The organism is Ruoffia sp. FAM 20857 (genome assembly GCF_045528645.1).
Lineage (GTDB): Bacteria > Bacillota > Bacilli > Lactobacillales > Aerococcaceae > Ruoffia > Ruoffia halotolerans.
Map to the genome: position 1 here is coordinate 43,763 of NZ_JBGQRB010000001.1, position 17,109 is coordinate 60,871.

Sequence of the window (17,109 nt, forward strand, 5' to 3'; positions counted from 1 at the left end):
ATTAATATCATCTTTGTGTTTGTTATGGTGAAAGTAAGTAATCATAACCGCTTAAATAGCGTTAACATGTAGAGTGAATAGGTCATCTTTAGAGATAACTTATTAATTTGGGTGGTACCGCGTTTATAACGTCCCTTTTTTAGGGGGCGTTTTTTATTTTTAATAAATCAATCAGATTGGAGATAATAATGAAACTAAAAGATACATTAAATTTAGGTAAAACAGATTTCGCCATGCGCGCAAATTTACCTACTAAAGAAGTAGAATTACAAAAAGAATGGGCAGACGCTGACATGTACGAGAAAATTCAAGAGAAAAATGAAGGACGTCCTTCATGGATCTTACATGATGGACCTCCGTATGCGAATGGTAAATTACATATGGGGCATGCATTAAATAAAGTAACTAAAGACTTTATTGTACGTTACCATTCTATGGCTGGATATAGCTCACCTTATGTTCCTGGTTGGGATACACATGGTTTACCAATCGAACAAGCCTTAGTTAATGCTGATGGCGTAGACCGTAAGAGTATGTCTGTCGCTGAATTCCGTAAATTATGTGAAGAGTATGCATTGAAACAAGTTGAAAATCAAAAAGAAGACTTTATGCGTTTAGGTGTGACTGGTGAATGGAATAATCCGTATTTAACTTTAAAACCCGAATATGAAGCTCAACAAATCCGTATCTTTGGTCAAATGGCTGAACGCGGATATATCTATAAAGGACTAAAACCAATTTACTGGTCACCTTCAAGTGAATCAACATTAGCTGAGGCAGAAGTTGAATATAAAGACGTTACGTCACCTTCTATTTTCGTTGCTTTCAAAGTAAAAGATGGCAAAGATGTCGTACCAGCAGATGCTGAGTTCGTTATCTGGACAACGACACCATGGACATTACCATCAAACTTAGGATTATCTGTGAAAGCAGATGCTAAATATGTTTTAGTAAACGTAGATGGACGTAAATTTATAGTTGCAGAAGCTTTACTAGAAGCAGTTGCTAAGAAAATTGGATGGGAAGATTATTCAATCGAAGCAGAATATAAAGGGGAGCAATTTGACCGTTTAACTGCACAACATCCGTTCTATGACCGTGAATCATTAATAATGTTAGGTGACCACGTTGAATTAGATGCTGGTACTGGTGTCGTTCATACAGCACCTGGACACGGGGAAGATGACTACATTATTGGTCAAAAATATGGCTTAGATGTTCTTTCTCCAATTGATGACCGTGGACACTTCACAAATGAAGCACCTGGATATGAAGGAATGTTCTATCTTAAAGGGAATAAAGTCATCGTTGAAGAGATGCGTGAAACGGGAGCGTTACTGTTTGATGAGAAGTTTGAACATAGCTACCCACATGACTGGCGTACTAAGAAACCTGTTATTTATCGTGCAACACCACAATGGTTTGCATCAATTAATAAATTCCGTGAAGAGTTATTAAACTCAGTTGAAAATGATGTGAAATGGTACCATCCTTCGGGAGAACGTCGTATGTATAATATGATTCGTGACCGTGGTGACTGGGTAATTTCTCGTCAACGTGTATGGGGTGTGCCATTACCAATCTTCTATGCAGAAAATGGAGAGCCTATCTTAACAACTGAAACAGTTGAACACGTTGCTAAATTAGTTGAAGAGTTTGGATCAAACGTTTGGTTTGAAAGAGAACCTAAAGATTTATTACCTGAAGGATTCACTCATCCAGATAGTCCAAATGGTAAATTTACTAAAGAAAATGACATTATGGACGTATGGTTTGACTCAGGAACATCTTATGCTGGGGTATTACAAGTTCGTGAAGACCAAAAATTCCCTGCAGATATGTACTTAGAAGGATCAGACCAATACCGTGGATGGTTCAACTCAAGTTTTACAACTTCAGTAGCTGTGAATGGTTTCCCACCGTACAAATCAGTTCTTTCTCAAGGATTTGTTATGGATGGAAAAGGTCAAAAAATGAGTAAATCAATCGGTAATGTTATTACACCTGAGGAGATTACAGAAGAATTAGGTGCAGATATCATCCGTCTATGGGTTTCAAGTGTGGATTATGAGAACGATGTACGTATCTCTAAAGACATCTTAAAACAAGTATCTGAATCATACCGTAAGATTCGTAACACAGTGCGCTTTATGTTATCAAACTTATTTGATTTCAATCCTGAAACAGATAAGATTGCTGAAAGTGATTTAGCAAAAGTTGATCAATATATTCTTGCTAAATATCGTATTTTAGTTAATGAAGTAACAAAAGCTTACGAAAATTATGAATTCTCTACTATCTTCAAGAAAGTAATTAATTTCATTACTGTTGATTTATCAGCGTTCTACTTAGACTTTGCAAAAGATGTCGTTTATATTGAAGCGGCAGAATCTAAAGCGCGTCGTGCAATGCAAACTGTTATTTATACAGTTCTTGAAGGTTTAATTCCATTATTATCACCAATCTTACTTCATACTATGGAAGAAGCTTGGAAAGAATTACCAGGAGCAGAAGGTTTTGTTCAATTACAAGACTTACCTAAATTCGAAGACGTTTCTCAAGACAAAGAAACTGTTAAAGAATGGGATGTCTTCTTCAAAGTGGAGTCAGCTGTTGCTAAAGGTTTAGAAAATGCAAAAAATGATGAAGAACACCCAATCAAGAAATCATTTGAAGCAAAAGCAACTGTCTATACAGATCAAGAGACAATTGATCAATTGAATGACTTAAGTGATCATTTAGACCAATTATTAATAGTATCTGGTTTAGAATTAAAATTAGCTGATGAAGCAGACGAATCAGTGGTTGATTATGACGGCTTTGGTGTTAAAGTTCAGCCGGCAGAAGGTCATACTTGTGACCGTTGTCGTGCGGTAAGACCAGAAGTTGGAACAATTGAGGCGGCACCAGAATTATGTCGCCGTTGTTTCTCAATCGTAGAATCACACTTCCCAGAGTATTTCGAGGAAGCAGCTGAATAATTAGAGTAGTTAAATTGCCCCACTAGACAGATTTTGTCTGGTGGGGTATTTCTATTTATCTAGAAATTATGTAAAATCTACCATTCATACTTGGCGTCTGTTATATTTAAATATGTAAAAGATGAGGTGAGTGTATGAAAGTGATTAAATATATATTATTAATCTTAAGTATGGGGCAATTTTTCCCTTTAGAAAGTTTTTGGCAAAGTAATTTCTTTTGGTTTTTTATTTGGATTATTTGCTTTCATTTAGGTTGGTTTTATATGGAATGTTTGCAATATAAACAGATAAATAGTGTTGTATTGTGTCTTTTAGCCTTAATCAATATATGGCTACTGCCATCCTTTCCATATTTGATGCTAGGACTTTTAACAATTGAATTAAGAGAGTTATTTTCACGGAAAAAGACTGTACTTATATTATCTTTAATGGCGATTGTTTCGGGGTTTATATGGTCAACGCTCACGATTTGGCCGCAGGTGGATTATTTAATGTTCACAGTGAGTATCGTTATCATATGTGGTTATTTATCCGAACAAGCAACCCGCTTAGAAGTACAAGCAACTAGTCTTTATGAGTTTCGCACTCAAGCAGATGAGCAAGAAGAGCGGTTGATAGAGCAAAAGGCACAAATGATTGCGATGGAGGAAATTCATACCCTTAATGAGAGGAACCGAATTTCTAGGGATTTACATGATACGGTAGGGCATACTTTATCGACCATCGTCATCCAATTGGCAGCCATTGAGAAATTGACAGAGGAAAAGATGCCACAAGCATCAGCTATGTTAAAGCAATTACATCACTTTACTAAAGAAGGCTTATCAGATGTTCGCCAAGTGATTCACCAATTAAAGCCTAAACATTATCAAAAGTTTGCTTTTATTGAGCAGGTGCACCACATCATTTCAGATTTTGAGCATAATAGTCCGATTAAAGTTTATTTTAATAATAATCAATTACTTTGGAGCTTATCGCCTGAACAAGAGTTATTATTTATGAGAGCGATTCAAGAATTTTTAAGTAACAGTAGTAAACATAGTCAAGCAGATGAAGTTCGAATTCAATGTCACTTTACGGATTCCACGGTTATCTTAACGATGATGGATAATGGAAAAGGAACGGATACGATTAAACCGCAAATGGGCATTACGGGTATGAAAGAACGGACGAAGTTATTAGGTGGAAAAGTTCAGATTCATTCCGCTCTAAATAAAGGCTTTAAAGTAAGAATCGTATTACCAAAGGGGGGCAGCAGTTATGACGGATAGAATCAAAGTATTACTTGTTGATGATGAACAACTCATCAGAGGTGGTTTAGCTATATTACTAGGTTCTTTTGAAGATATTGAGATTGTTGGAGAGGCGACTAGTGGTAAAGAAGCGGCGATATTTTGCCAACATAATCCGGTGGACGTTGTGCTCATGGATATTCGCATGCCAGATTCAAATGGGATCGAAGGGACCGAGTTAATTAAAGCAGCTCATCCTCAAATTAAAGTATTAATTCTAACAACTTTCCAAGATGTGGAGTACATCGCTCAATCGATGCAATTAGGAGCATCGGGTTACTTACTCAAAGATAGTAGCCATGAAGAGATTCATGAAGGCATCCGTATTGTTTTTAATGAAAATGTCGTTTTGGACGGAAAGATTAGCCAAGCCATGTTATCTAATCACTCCAACTTCCAAAGTAAAAGTTTTAATGGAACGGACTTTGATTTATCTGAGAAAGAAATTAAGCTGATCTTGCTTATAGCCAGCGGCTTAAATAATCAAGAAATTTCTGACACTTTATATCTCTCTATTGGAACGGTTAAGAATAATATTAGTACGATTTTAAATAAACTCGATTTAAGAGACAGAACTCAACTAGCTATTTTTGCTTATGAGAATGGCTTGATGAATTAAGATAACACCCTTTATAAATGCAAATTCCTGCGTTTATTGAGGGTGTTTTTTAAAATAGTGACTAAAGTCACTCGAATCAGTGACCTCAGTGAATAGTTGACACAGCAATGTTTAGTTATACTTAAGTTGGAAATAAAGAGGAGGGTAATTATGAGCTATGTAGAAATTAACAATATATATAAGAGTTACGGTAAAGATCAAGTATTAGATAATGTTTCCTTTGAGATTGAAAGTGGGGAATGCTTTGGCCTAATTGGACCCAATGGAGCTGGGAAATCAACATTGATTGATATTATTACCGGTCTGACACAATATAATTCAGGGGATATTTCAGTCGATGGGCACGTGGTTCCTCAAGATGTTGTAAAAGTGCGTGAACAAATCGGCTTAGTACCTCAAGAAATTGCTCTGATGCAAGAGTTAAATGCGACTTCGAATTTGGAATATTTTGGTGGACTTTATGGTTTATCCGGTCATTTGTTGAAAGAACGTATCAATGAAGCCCTTGAGGTGGTTGGGTTAACGGAACATACGAAAAAAGCAGTTAAAACTTTCTCTGGTGGGATGCAAAGACGGTTAAATATCGCAGCCGCAATTCTTCACAGACCCAAATTTCTCATCCTGGATGAGCCGACTGTTGGGGTGGATCCTCAGTCAAGAAATAAGATTTTCGAATTTATTCAATATATGAATCAGGAGTACGGTACAACCGTTCTATATACTTCACACTACATGGAAGAAGTAGAAGCCTTGTGTGAGCGTTTATTCATATTAGATAATGGTCAACAAATTGGTTATGGAACTCAAGCTGAGATTAAGCAATTAGTTCAAGATACAGTGAAATGGTTTATCGAAGTGGAGCAAGCGCCACTTGATTTTGAAGAGAAATTATCGACGAGATTGCCAGGAGTTCAACAAGTTGTGAGTGAAAATAATTCATTCCACTTAATTGTCGATCCCGTTGAGTTTAATACAAAGGAATTGACGACTTTAATTAATGAAGAAAATATTGAACTAACGACATTAAATAAAGAAGCTTTAAGTCTAGAGGAAGCTTTCTTACAACTCACCGGAAAAACATTAAGAGACTAAGGAGGTTTTATTAATGAGCCAATTATGGACTTACGTTAAGACAAACATGCGAGCCAATGCTAAGCAATGGATGACGATTCTGGCATTATATGTTGCCATGCCAATCTTTTTCTCACTCTTAATGGGCTTCTCCTTTAGTTCAGCCTTTGTTCCTGAACAGACAAGTGATCCGGTGGAAATCAGTATTAATAATGAAGATCAAGGGGAGGTGGGGCAAGTCTTCATTGATGCTTTCAGTAATGAGACCATGCAATCATATGTGGACATCGTAGAAAGTCATGATGATTCAAACTTTGTTATTCATCTTCAACCAGAATATAGTCAACGCTTAGAAGATACTTTAGTGAGTATTGAATCTAAAGAAAATGCTTCAGCATCTGAAGAAGCAATACTTACTCAATTAATTACAAGTTTTCAAAGTAGTTTAGTCAATCAACAACAATTAGGCGAAGAATTGGGAGCAAAGTCAGATCAAGCCACTGTCGATGAACTGATAGATTCTCTTAATCGCGCATCTCAATTGAGTAGTGAACAAGTATTTGTAAAGGAACAGTATGAATCTCAATCAGCTTTAACGAGTAATCAGTATATTTCTGTTTCTGGCCTCGTTTATATCTTTATTTTGTCACTAGCAGGAAGCATAGGTCTAAAGACAAACGAAGATATGAAGGGTCTAAGAAAAAGAATTGGCGTGCTCCCACTGACCCCCGCACAAGACGTTATTTACGGTATCATCTCAGACACACTAACGTATACATTTTTAGCTAGTTTGTATATGGTCATATGGCGATTCATTGATAGTACGACATTTGTTGGGAATCCCTTGTTTTATCTTGGCTGGATAGTTGTGTATGCATTATTATTCCAAGTATTGAATGGTATTTTATATTATTTTATACCAGATAAATACGTGAATTTAGTTTACCTTATCATAACATCTTTATATATGATTTTAGGTTTTCTACCCATCGACCGTCTTATAGGTGGGGAATTTGGAGAGATATTTAGTCAAAATTACTATCGAGAAATTTTCTCTCAACCGATGATTGACTATATTCTCAATAACGATTGGATGTCGAATATCGGCATTGCTGTTGGAATTGTATTGGTTAGTGTCATACTAATATTCTTAGTTATTCAACTGAGAAACAGAAGGGAGTTGAAACCAATATGAAATTCATACAATTAGTTTGGTTTCATTTTAAACGCATATGCCAAAATTTTGGTCTCATCTCCATGTCTTTCATCATGCCGTTATTTATGGTCGGTGGTTTATTATTTATCACCACCTCTGATACGAATGCAATCTTAAGTGAAGAGTTTGTTATCGTAAATGATTCGGAGTTTGTCGAGGAGAATGTGTACCCAAGACTGAGTGAGAATTTACAAGCTAACTTTACGTCAGATTCTAAAAGGGCCTTTGAGCAATTGGAACAAAGTGAGTTAGCGATGATTTATGAAATCCCCGTTAACTTTCCAGAGGAAGGTTCCAGAATTAAAACGCGTAGTATCAATGGAGAAAATAATGATATATTCTTTGAATCTGAATTTACCTCTGTATTGAGTGAAGTAATGACAGAGAATGCTTTAAATGAAGCTGAGTTAGACTTTGAAAAAATTCAAGTTGCTGAACCAAGTATCAAACAAAGTTATACTCCCATTGACGGAAATTTAGTCATCGTAGTTTTTATGACTATATTCTTTATGAGTTACGCAAGTAGCTTAGTGAGTGCTGATTTGAATAAATTAAGAAGTGATGGAGTTTTAACCCGAAGTATTGTAACCAATGCACGAAGTTGGCAAATATTAGGCAGTGTTTTAGCAGCTTTCTCGCTTAATAATTTTATCTCTGCGATGTTAGTTATCTTGCTTATTTGTTTGATATTTGGAATTACAATAACGCAACTTCCAGTGATAATCGCTGCAATTCTTGCTTTTTGCATCTTTAACGCTGGCTTTACGATGGTACTATTCAGATTATTTAAAAATGATCAAGTCATCCTAATGGTAGGTATTGTCTTATCAATCGTCTTTGTGTTCTTAGGCATAGGTATTATAGATATACCAGGCTTGTCATTTTTCGAATATGTCTCACCATTTTATTGGTTGTTCGAATCATTGGATACAGGAGCAATCTTACCGAATATTCCAGTCATTGCGTTATATGGCTTGGTATTATTTACTGCAGGAAGCTTTAAAGTTGAAAGGTTAGTGAGAAGCTAGATAAATAAAGTGTGACTTGTGTAAATAAAAACAAGTCACACTTTTTTGTAGTTGAATGTATTAGGAATTTTCCTTTAGTTCAAGTTCAACAGAAATTATGAGTTCATTAATTGTTTTTTCATAAGCTCGACCTAATGTGTCGTTATTAAAACGATAGAGACACAATTTTTACACTCTGACTAATAAACAATTGATCTAACAGTTAAAAAGTAAGTATAAAAATATAACTTTACTTTAACTCTCAAGAGAATCTATAAAATCTTTTAATGCTTTTTTATGAGCCTGTGCAATGGAAAAAGCCTCTAAATTATACATGATATCTATGGATTTTTGAGCGATTTTAAGTCCATCTTCTATATTACCTTGCGCTATTGTTAACTTGCCTTTTAAATAGTTAAGTTTAGTTATTTCATAAAAATACTTGGTATTAATCAAATCTTTCATTATATTATCAATTAAGTCATTAGCGAATAATAACTCATTTTCTCGTATTAAATGATTTATAAAATTTATATATATTAAAACTACTGAATGTTTATAATTTTCTTTTCCAACATATTGGCTAGCAGATTTCTTAGATTTTTTTATTAAAATTTTATTTATTTTTAAAGGTATGAATTTAATGAAATTAGCATAAAGATGTATTTCATAATTACCCCAATTGTCATTATATAGGAGATATTGGCTAATAATATTGATTTCAGATGTGTTCAATGGTGTATTACTATATAAATTTATAGATTGTTCAATAAATATTCTAAAATGAGTATAAAATATGCTGTCGAAATTCTCTTTTTTTTCGTTTAATTCTTCTAATTTTTTATTCAAAAAGTAAATATCTTCATTTACTAATCCAGGGGCTAAGCTATTTAAAAACTCATATATTGAAACAGAATTGTAAAATGAAGCTAATCTATAAAACTCTTCAGGGCTTACCTTTAACCTTTGAAGTAAAGCAAATAATTTATCAGCTGAAATGCCAGATTTACCAGTTTCAAAATTTGAAAGAAATGGTTGTGAAACAATACCTTTGGCAGTATCTTTTAAAGTTAATTGTTTTTCTAATCGTAAATTTCTGAAAATTGGTCCTAATGATTGCATATGAATTTATCCTTCCCAAATAAATTAAAGTAAAATTAAATTATTAAAATCATAAAATGGTTGCATGATACTATAGAGTTGTTAAAACTCAAGAGGTGTAAGTATTAAAAGTAAGGCGTTAAAGCTTATTTGTCTGATTTTAGTGTGTTTAATTTCTGTTGATGGGTTTCAAAATGGCCAATTTATACCTACTGATGATGACGAAGTAATAGTGCTCCCAGAATGAGTAATATTGAGGAATAAAGTTTTATTGATTCCACATTAGTATAACTGTTACAGGTTTATTGTTATTTAGTTATCATTGTTATGCGACTCAATGATGATATTTGAATTTTGCAATAGAAGGAAAATTCAAAAGTATACATTAACAATTATACTTAAAAATTATATATTTTAAAAGGAGAATTCTGATGTTCGATTATATAAAAGATACGATATTAGAAAATAAGATATTAATAATTATTTTCATTATATTCATAATTATTAGAAGTCTTATATTTCCGTTCTATAGTATCGAAGGAGCTTCAATGGATTATACATTAGAACATGGAGAGAAGGTAATTGGAACAAATTATTTTGAAATCGATCGATTTGATATAGTCATTATGGATGTTCCAGAATTAGATAAGTACTATATTAAAAGAATTATTGGAATACCAGGTGATCGTATTGAATACAAAAATGATGAACTTTATATAAACAATGAGTTGGTAACAGAGCCATATTTAGAAACTAAAAAAGAAGAATGGTTGCAGTTTACAGAAGATCTTATTATTGAAAAAGTACCTGATGATGAATATTTTGTCCTAGGTGATAATCGGCGAAATTCAAAAGATAGTAGAGATATGGGAACTATACCTAAAGAAAATATTTTATCAGAAGCATTACTTATTTATTGGCCATTAAATAAAGTAAATTTAATAAAATGACTAAATAAACCATGTAATACTTTAAACTTACATAGAAAAGTATACTAGAGATTCACAAAAATATTCAAGAGGAGCACAAATGTTAATGCTAAATTAGATTCAACAATATTTGCTAGATAAGTTTCGGCACTTTATTTCATAAAAAAATAATTCAGTTATACTTTTACAGTATCAATTGAATTGGATGATGAAAGGTGAACGAAAAAAAGATGAGTATTTATCACGAAATCCATCGATTGCATCGATTGGGATTCAACAAAAGTCAAATTGAACGAAAGGTTGCGTAAATCGAGATACGGTGAGAAAATATCTAGAAAAAGACTTTGAGGAAATGACTGAATGGACATATACATTACAAAATCGAACCAAGAAAATGGATCCTTACGCAGATATTATTCTTGAGTGGCTGAAGGAGCTTAGATACTTCTATTACTTTCAAAATCAGCTTATATTTCAAGATATTTATTTTTCAGTTTGAATATATAACTATAAATTTGTAATTAAATAAAAATGAGATAGGAGACTAGAACATGAAAAAATAGTATTAGTATTGGGGATTATAGGTTTTCTGGTAGGAATGCCAGTGCATGAGGTTGAAACTGTAAGTGCTCAAGAAGTTGAATCCTCAAGTGAAGTAAATAATTCCGTTCCGAATAGTCAAGGTATTTACGTAAATGTATATGAAACCTTTTGGTTTCCACCTTCAAGCATTATTTACGATAAAAATGGGCTATATGGAACATTATATTTTAATGATAGAGTGAGCAATGACTTTTTTTACAATGCTTATAAATATTCTGGATGGGTTTATCCAAAAGGTGGTGGACCGTCAGTAGGATATAGTGTTATACCTGAATCAGAATAATTAAGCGTAATCGATTTTTTTCCTTATTAATCAGTTTTAGATTAGAATTTGAATTTTACCAAGTTCTAATCTTTTTGTATGTTAAGATTAAGAACATAAAGGGTTTATGAAAAATTGATTTAGAAAAAAACATACTATTATAAATTGCGAAGCGTTGATTTAATAATGTATAAAGGAAGATAATATTGAATAGAAAAATTTTAAATTCATTTGTATGGAAATTACTAGAGAGAGGTGGAGCTCAGGCTGTACAAGTATCCATGCAACTCATTTTAGCTAGATTACTTGGTCCTGAAATTCTAGGAAGAATGGCTATAATATTAGTATTCACTAATATTTTTTTAGTTTTCATAGAAGGTGGATTCAATACTGCACTAATCCAGAAGAAGAAAGTGGATGCATTAGATTATTCAACAGTTCTAGTATTCAGTGTATTGGTGTCGATATTTTTTTATCTATTATTATATGTATTGGCTCCCATTATAGGAAACTTTTACAATGATAATGAACTCAGTACAATCATTCGAATTTTAGGCGTTGTATTGTTTCCACTAGGTTACAATTCAATCCAAATTGCTTATATATCTAGAAATCAGAATTTCAAACCACTTTTCTTATCAAGCTCGATGTCCTTGTTTATTTCTGGTGGTGTTGCTGTTGTATTAGCACTAAATGGTTTTGGTATATGGGTTTTAGTGATACAGCAAATTATAAGTAGTTATTTAACCCCGATATTATTAAATCGTATCATTAAATTTAAAGTGAATCTTAAATTCTCACTGAATCGCCTTAGGAGTATGTTTAAATTTGGGATTGGTATATTGGCAGGTAACTTAATCTACAGTCTTTATTTGGATTTGAGAAAATTATTAATTGGAAAAGTATATAGTACCGAAGATTTAGGTTTTTATCAAAGAGGTGAGCTAATACCAAAATCAGTCGTCACAAACTTTGATAAAGTTTTACAAAGTATTATTTTTCCAACGCTATCTTCATTACAAGATGAACACAGCAAAATGAAGCATATAATAAAAAAGACGATGGAAGTCTCAGCTTTTATTATTTATCCCATAGGTATTGGTTTATTTATAGTCTCTGAGCCGTTAATCATTGTTATATTAACGGACGAATGGCTGGAGGCGGTACCGTATTTAAGGGTATTTGCGATAACGTATGCTTTATGGCCCTTACTTTCATTAAATTTACAGTCAATTAAGGCACTTGGTAAAAGCGATTTAATTGTAAAAATGGAATTTACTAAAAGGGTCGTTGGTTTATTACTGATTATTATTACTCTCCCATATGGGCCTTATTATATCGCTTTAGGAACTTTGATAGAGAGAATTATTGAATTGTTTATCAATGCGTATCCCAATAGGAAATTGATTAATTTTACACTCTCTGAGCAGTTTATGGTAACATTACCCTCATTAACTTCAGCTATTGTGATGTTAATCATCGTTTACCCAATAAATTTTTTAACGATCAGTATGTACTATAAGTTAATCTTAGAAATTTCATTAGGCATCATTGTATACTTACTTGCCTCAACGCAAATAAATAAAAATTTGTTGAAATATTTTATCAAAGTGCTTAAACAAAAATGAGTATTTGTTTAATGGTTGATGATAGGAAATTGAGTTAGAATTGTAGGTAATAAGTAACCCATCAGTTGCGAGAAGTTATTCGTGAAAAAATTGGATAAACTATATTATTTATAATATGATGTTAAAGCGTTTTAACAATGGAATGGCTCTATTGATTAGTGGGAGGGTGGTCATCGCTAATAAGAGAGGCTTATTATTTCCTACCGTATCTAATTGAGGAAGAAGGGCACTGTAGATGAGTGGCATGCTTTCTAGCAGCAGTGGATATCATAACCACATCGATCGATTAGATATCGCCTGTAATAAACGTTTATATCAATGCTAATATAGGTAATGATTTTAGTAAAATAGAATGGAGGACATCATGAATCGAATGACATGGATTGGTTTGATATTATTGACCGCTGCACTTTTAATAGGACGTTTTTACCTATTTTGAATACCTGGATAACTGATATCTTATTAGTGTAAAGGGCAATTATAAAATGTCAAGTCTGTCATTCATACTGAAAGAGAGTCTGCGATTAACTTAGAACAAGAATTGCAGCAAATCATCCAATCTTTCACCACAGCACCGGTTGACTTTACTTACCGTAATACTAAAGCTCTGACTAATCAACTAACACATTCGATTGTTACGATCGTGACAGAGGCCTTTACGAATATTAATAAACATTCTGATGCGACCGCTGTAACCATTCGCTTTATTGAACTAGTTGATAAATGGACTTTACTTATCTTAGATAATGGGAAGAATTCCAGTCATAAAGATAGCCCATTAAAATCAGAGGGGATCGGACTTTTGAATATGGAAGAACGTGTGAAAATGTTAAATGGGACGCTATTTATAAGCAATGAGAAAGGTTTTAGAATATTCATTACAATACCTATGGAGGAAATGGAAGAATGAAGATTATAGTTATCGATGATGATGCGATGGTAACAAATGGTATTAAGACCATTATCGAGATGGCCACTCAAAACAATGACAATCCTTATAAAGTAGTAGCAACTGGTAAGACTGGGGAAGATGCACTAACATTATATCCACTACACAATCCTGATATAGTCTTATTAGATATTCGCATGCCGATTATGAATGGCATTGATGCAGGGCGAACCCTAATGCTAAGATTATTTACTTAACTACATTCTTGGAAGATGAGTATATAATTGAAGCGTTAAAGATAGGGGCTAAGGGTTACTTAATGAAGACAGACTTCGATAGCTTAATACCAGCAATTGAAGCTGTATCTAACGGACATAGAGTATACGGAGATGAGATTGTCGCAAAGATTCCATCATTTCTATCCTCAGATCAGAAAAAAGAAGGGCAGAATCAAATAGAACATCAATCCCTCAGTGAACAAGAAGTGGAGTTAATACATTGGGTAGCCCAAGGATTAAATAATAAAGAAATTGCTGAGCAAATGCACTTCTCAGAAGGAACAATCAGAAACTACTTATCGAACCTATTAGAGAAGTTAGAATTAAGAGACCGCACACAACTAGCGATTTATTATTTTAAGAATATGGGGGAGTAGGAGGAGCCAAGTGATTGCTTCTTTTTTTGTTTGATGAGCTAGGAACCTAGGTATTCAGGTTGAGTAACCTAGATTTTTTTGATGCAAAGAGAGGATGCAATCGGATTTGTTGAAATTGATGCTTACTAAAAAATGTAGGATACAAAAATGTTGTATTAGATATTAATAAGCAGTTAGTAGTTTCTTCTTTTAGGAATTTTCCTTTAGTTCAAGTTCAACAGAATTTATCAAATTATTGATTGTTTTTTCATAAGCCCGACCTAATGTGTCATTATTAAACTGGTAGATGATATCAATAGCGCGGTCTGTGTATTTTTTGCCTTCAGTAATCTTGCCTTGCGCAATCATTGCTTTGCCTTTTAGGTATTGTAATTTATTGATCTCATAGAAATAAGGTGTATTGTTTAAATCATCAAGCAGTTCGTTAATCATATCAATTGCTAGAAATGTTTCTCGTTCCTTAATTAATTTATTGATGAAGTTAGTTTGGATGATAACAACAGAGTGCTTATAATTTCCTTCATCAACATAATTGGCTGCAGATGTCTTAGCTTTCTTTAAGAGAAGCCTATTAATATCTAAGGGGATAAACTTAATAAAGTTAGTGTAGAGATATACTTCATAGCTCCCCCAGTAATCATTGGCCATCAAATAATTGATGATTGTGTTTGTATTTGTTTGATTGATGGGTAGATCAGTTAAGTGATCGATAAAGTGAGTTATAAGGATTTTGTAGTGAGTATAGAATAAGGAATCATATTTATTTTTATTCTCATCAAGCTCAGTTAATTTTTGATTAAGTAGGCGTACATCATCATTACGAAAAGCGGGTGTTAAACTCGCAATAAATTCTTGAATCGGTGTAGAATTATAATTAGACACTAAACGGTAGAACTCTTTGGGATCAACTTTTAATCGTTGAAGTAAAGCTAATAAGTTGGAGGCAGAAATATCATTTTTTTCATTTTCAAATTTAGAAAGAAAAGAGACAGATACAATATCCTTACTAACTTCTTCAAGAGTTAAGCCTTTCGATTTTCGAATTCGTTTAAAGAGTGGACCAATATGCTGCATGATATATACTCCTTTGCGTTTGAACTATAGTCAAATATTAGAATATGTTAATAATACTTATGATAAGATGAATTTATAAAATGTCAAGGAAGGATAATATAATCAAGCTTAAGTTTTTTACTGCCGTCTGTTTTTTATTAGTCACTCTCAATATCACTAGTTATTCAAAAGTAATATCATTTCCAATGGATGATGATGATTATGTCCCGTATATTATTAAACATTTATGACTTAAAAAGATCTTTAATAATATATTACAAGGAGAAGGTTGATGTTGGTTCTACTTTTTCTTAGTTCAATGTAACTTAGAATTCAATATACTATTCAAAATATTTAATTAGAACTATGCCAATTGTCATTAAAAAGTTCAGATAATTATTAGTAATCGATAAAATAAGTAACTGAATGTACATTAGGAGGAAAAAGATGAATAAATTAAGAAGTAACAATTATAAAATATTTAGATTATTAATTCTTGCGATAACATTAATTCAGCTTGGGACATTCACTACAACGGTATCTGCTAAATTAGTTCTCATATCATATAGATATGATGAAAACAAAATTACTGGAAATCTTACAAATTATCATAATTATTTATATCGCGATGTTCCAGATAATGCATATATATCTTCAACGATAACTCGTATTGTAGAAGAGGGATGGAATTACATTAGGTTTGAGAAAATTAATAATTATAATTGGTGATTTATGTAGTTTAAGTAGGTGTCATCAGTGATTGAGTTATTAGACATACCCATTAAATTTAAAAGTCCATTCTAATAAATGTTAGTGTTACGTTCCAAGAGGGCAATTTTTATGGTCTTGGTGGAGCCAATGGTTCAAGAATGAGCTCAGTCCTTAATGCTATAGTTAAGCTAATTGAGTATGAAGGATAGATTGAAGTGAGTGGTCTAAACGTAACGCAGGCTCAAAGTTCTATTCAAAAGGTAATGTATTTAGAATATTCCGAGTGGTTTGACTATAACTTAACAGCAATGGACTACCATAAGCTATATTCAAAATTATGGAAGTCTGAGCTTGACTTGGATGGAGAGATTAATTATTGGGGCATGAAAGACTATGTCAATCGAAAGATTGACAAATACTCTTTAGAAATGCGGAAAAAACTACTGCCAAGTTTATGTGCACTTTCCTCGGCAAGATATCTAATTATGGATGAACTGATTAACGACTTAAACTAGGATACAGTTGTCTTGTTCAAACGGTGGCTGGAAAAAAATATCAGGAAAACAAATCTTATTTACTTCGCACTATCATGATACTATTTTTGAATTGTGTGATGCGGTGTAGGAGATTGAAAACTATCAATTGAAGCCTGTAGAGCAGTGAGGAGGATAATCCATGATATTGTTAGAGTTTTATAGTAAAAAAATTTACCGTAATAAATTTAATTTGATTCTATTGGTGATTTTAGCTGTAATTATGGGACTTTCACTTTATTTTAATAACAATTCCAACTCACTGATTTCTACTGTTAAGATGGAGCAAAATGATTTAAAAGCGATGCAAAGCAATATAGCTAATAACGCAGAACAAAATGCAGCTTTTACAGAACAGATAGAAAATAATGAGCGGTTTTTTCATATTATGAATCAGGAGAGTATTCAAAAGCCTATGCGACGCGAATTGAAAAATTAGTCAAGATTAGAGAAATTAGTGCTAACACTACTAATATTGAAAGCGATTTAAGGGTTTTAGATGAGATAATAGCGGAGTTAGAAGCACTGGCTGAACATAACCTAGAGTATGATTCTGTCT

Annotated in this window: 17 protein-coding genes and 1 other annotated feature (1 of these 18 running past the window's edge); of the genes, 15 read left to right on the forward strand and 2 right to left on the reverse strand. The window is 32.9% G+C overall.

Going from position 1 to position 17,109, the window contains the following annotated elements; all coding sequences use genetic code 11:
- Positions 1-139: a binding site (T-box leader), on the forward strand (it extends 83 nt beyond the left edge of the window).
- Between the two features lie 49 nt (positions 140-188).
- The 6 genes from ileS to ACEN4N_RS00240 all read left to right on the forward strand — a co-directional run bounded on the left by ileS (position 189) and on the right by ACEN4N_RS00240 (position 8,207).
- Positions 189-2,981 carry an isoleucine--tRNA ligase gene (ileS, locus tag ACEN4N_RS00215; protein ID WP_407089769.1) on the forward strand — a complete coding sequence of 931 codons (2,793 nt, stop codon included), beginning with the start codon at positions 189-191 and terminating at the stop codon, positions 2,979-2,981.
- A gap of 491 nt (positions 2,982-3,472) precedes the next feature.
- Complete coding sequence (locus ACEN4N_RS00220; protein WP_407089770.1) at positions 3,473-4,252, forward strand: sensor histidine kinase; 780 nt, start codon at positions 3,473-3,475, stop codon at positions 4,250-4,252.
- A complete protein-coding gene (locus ACEN4N_RS00225) occupies positions 4,242-4,892 on the forward strand; it encodes a response regulator (RefSeq protein ID WP_407093474.1) in 651 nt (216 codons plus the stop codon). The genes ACEN4N_RS00220 and ACEN4N_RS00225 overlap by 11 nt, the downstream gene beginning before the upstream one ends.
- A gap of 150 nt (positions 4,893-5,042) precedes the next feature.
- Positions 5,043-5,984: an ABC transporter ATP-binding protein gene (locus ACEN4N_RS00230; RefSeq protein ID WP_407089773.1), complete on the forward strand. Its 942-nt coding sequence runs from the start codon at positions 5,043-5,045 to the stop codon at positions 5,982-5,984.
- 13 nt (positions 5,985-5,997) lie between these two features.
- Complete coding sequence (locus tag ACEN4N_RS00235; RefSeq protein ID WP_407093475.1) at positions 5,998-7,158, forward strand: hypothetical protein; 1,161 nt, start codon at positions 5,998-6,000, stop codon at positions 7,156-7,158.
- Positions 7,155-8,207, forward strand: a complete 1,053-nt coding sequence (locus ACEN4N_RS00240; RefSeq protein WP_407089557.1) for an ABC transporter permease — start codon at positions 7,155-7,157, stop codon at positions 8,205-8,207. The genes ACEN4N_RS00235 and ACEN4N_RS00240 overlap by 4 nt, the downstream gene beginning before the upstream one ends.
- A 234-nt stretch (positions 8,208-8,441) precedes the next feature.
- Here ACEN4N_RS00240 and ACEN4N_RS00245 read toward each other — a convergent pair whose 3' ends face one another.
- Entirely contained in the window at positions 8,442-9,308 is an 867-nt protein-coding gene (locus ACEN4N_RS00245) for a helix-turn-helix domain-containing protein (RefSeq protein WP_407089558.1), read from the reverse strand.
- 410 nt (positions 9,309-9,718) lie between these two features.
- Here ACEN4N_RS00245 and lepB point away from each other — a divergent pair, with 410 nt between their 5' ends.
- From lepB to ACEN4N_RS00275, 6 genes are all read left to right on the forward strand, one after another.
- The gene (lepB, locus tag ACEN4N_RS00250; RefSeq protein WP_407089559.1) at positions 9,719-10,237 is read left to right on the forward strand and encodes a signal peptidase I; all 519 of its coding nucleotides are present in this window, start codon (positions 9,719-9,721) and stop codon (positions 10,235-10,237) included.
- A gap of 583 nt (positions 10,238-10,820) precedes the next feature.
- Entirely contained in the window at positions 10,821-11,102 is a 282-nt protein-coding gene (locus ACEN4N_RS00255; RefSeq protein ID WP_407089560.1) for a hypothetical protein, read from the forward strand.
- A gap of 185 nt (positions 11,103-11,287) precedes the next feature.
- The gene (locus ACEN4N_RS00260) at positions 11,288-12,709 is read left to right on the forward strand and encodes a lipopolysaccharide biosynthesis protein (RefSeq protein WP_407093476.1); all 1,422 of its coding nucleotides are present in this window, start codon (positions 11,288-11,290) and stop codon (positions 12,707-12,709) included.
- A 541-nt stretch (positions 12,710-13,250) separates the two neighbouring features.
- Entirely contained in the window at positions 13,251-13,619 is a 369-nt protein-coding gene (locus ACEN4N_RS00265; RefSeq protein WP_407089562.1) for a sensor histidine kinase, read from the forward strand.
- Positions 13,616-13,855, forward strand: coding sequence for a response regulator transcription factor (locus tag ACEN4N_RS00270; RefSeq protein WP_407089563.1), 240 nt, complete (start codon positions 13,616-13,618; stop codon positions 13,853-13,855). The genes ACEN4N_RS00265 and ACEN4N_RS00270 overlap by 4 nt, the downstream gene beginning before the upstream one ends.
- 8 nt (positions 13,856-13,863) lie before the next feature.
- Positions 13,864-14,253: a DNA-binding response regulator gene (locus ACEN4N_RS00275; protein WP_407093477.1), complete on the forward strand. Its 390-nt coding sequence runs from the start codon at positions 13,864-13,866 to the stop codon at positions 14,251-14,253.
- A gap of 189 nt (positions 14,254-14,442) precedes the next feature.
- On the opposite strand, the gene ACEN4N_RS00280 is transcribed toward ACEN4N_RS00275, so the two are convergent.
- Positions 14,443-15,327, reverse strand: a complete 885-nt coding sequence (locus ACEN4N_RS00280; protein ID WP_218931771.1) for a helix-turn-helix domain-containing protein — start codon at positions 15,325-15,327, stop codon at positions 14,443-14,445.
- A gap of 426 nt (positions 15,328-15,753) precedes the next feature.
- Here ACEN4N_RS00280 and ACEN4N_RS00285 point away from each other — a divergent pair, with 426 nt between their 5' ends.
- From ACEN4N_RS00285 to ACEN4N_RS00295, 3 genes are all read left to right on the forward strand, one after another.
- Positions 15,754-16,035, forward strand: coding sequence for a hypothetical protein (locus tag ACEN4N_RS00285; protein ID WP_218931772.1), 282 nt, complete (start codon positions 15,754-15,756; stop codon positions 16,033-16,035).
- Between the two features lie 197 nt (positions 16,036-16,232).
- The gene (locus ACEN4N_RS00290; protein ID WP_407089565.1) at positions 16,233-16,532 is read left to right on the forward strand and encodes a hypothetical protein; all 300 of its coding nucleotides are present in this window, start codon (positions 16,233-16,235) and stop codon (positions 16,530-16,532) included.
- A 160-nt stretch (positions 16,533-16,692) separates the two neighbouring features.
- Positions 16,693-16,989, forward strand: coding sequence for a hypothetical protein (locus tag ACEN4N_RS00295; RefSeq protein ID WP_407089566.1), 297 nt, complete (start codon positions 16,693-16,695; stop codon positions 16,987-16,989).
- Positions 16,990-17,109: the final 120 nt, after the last annotated feature.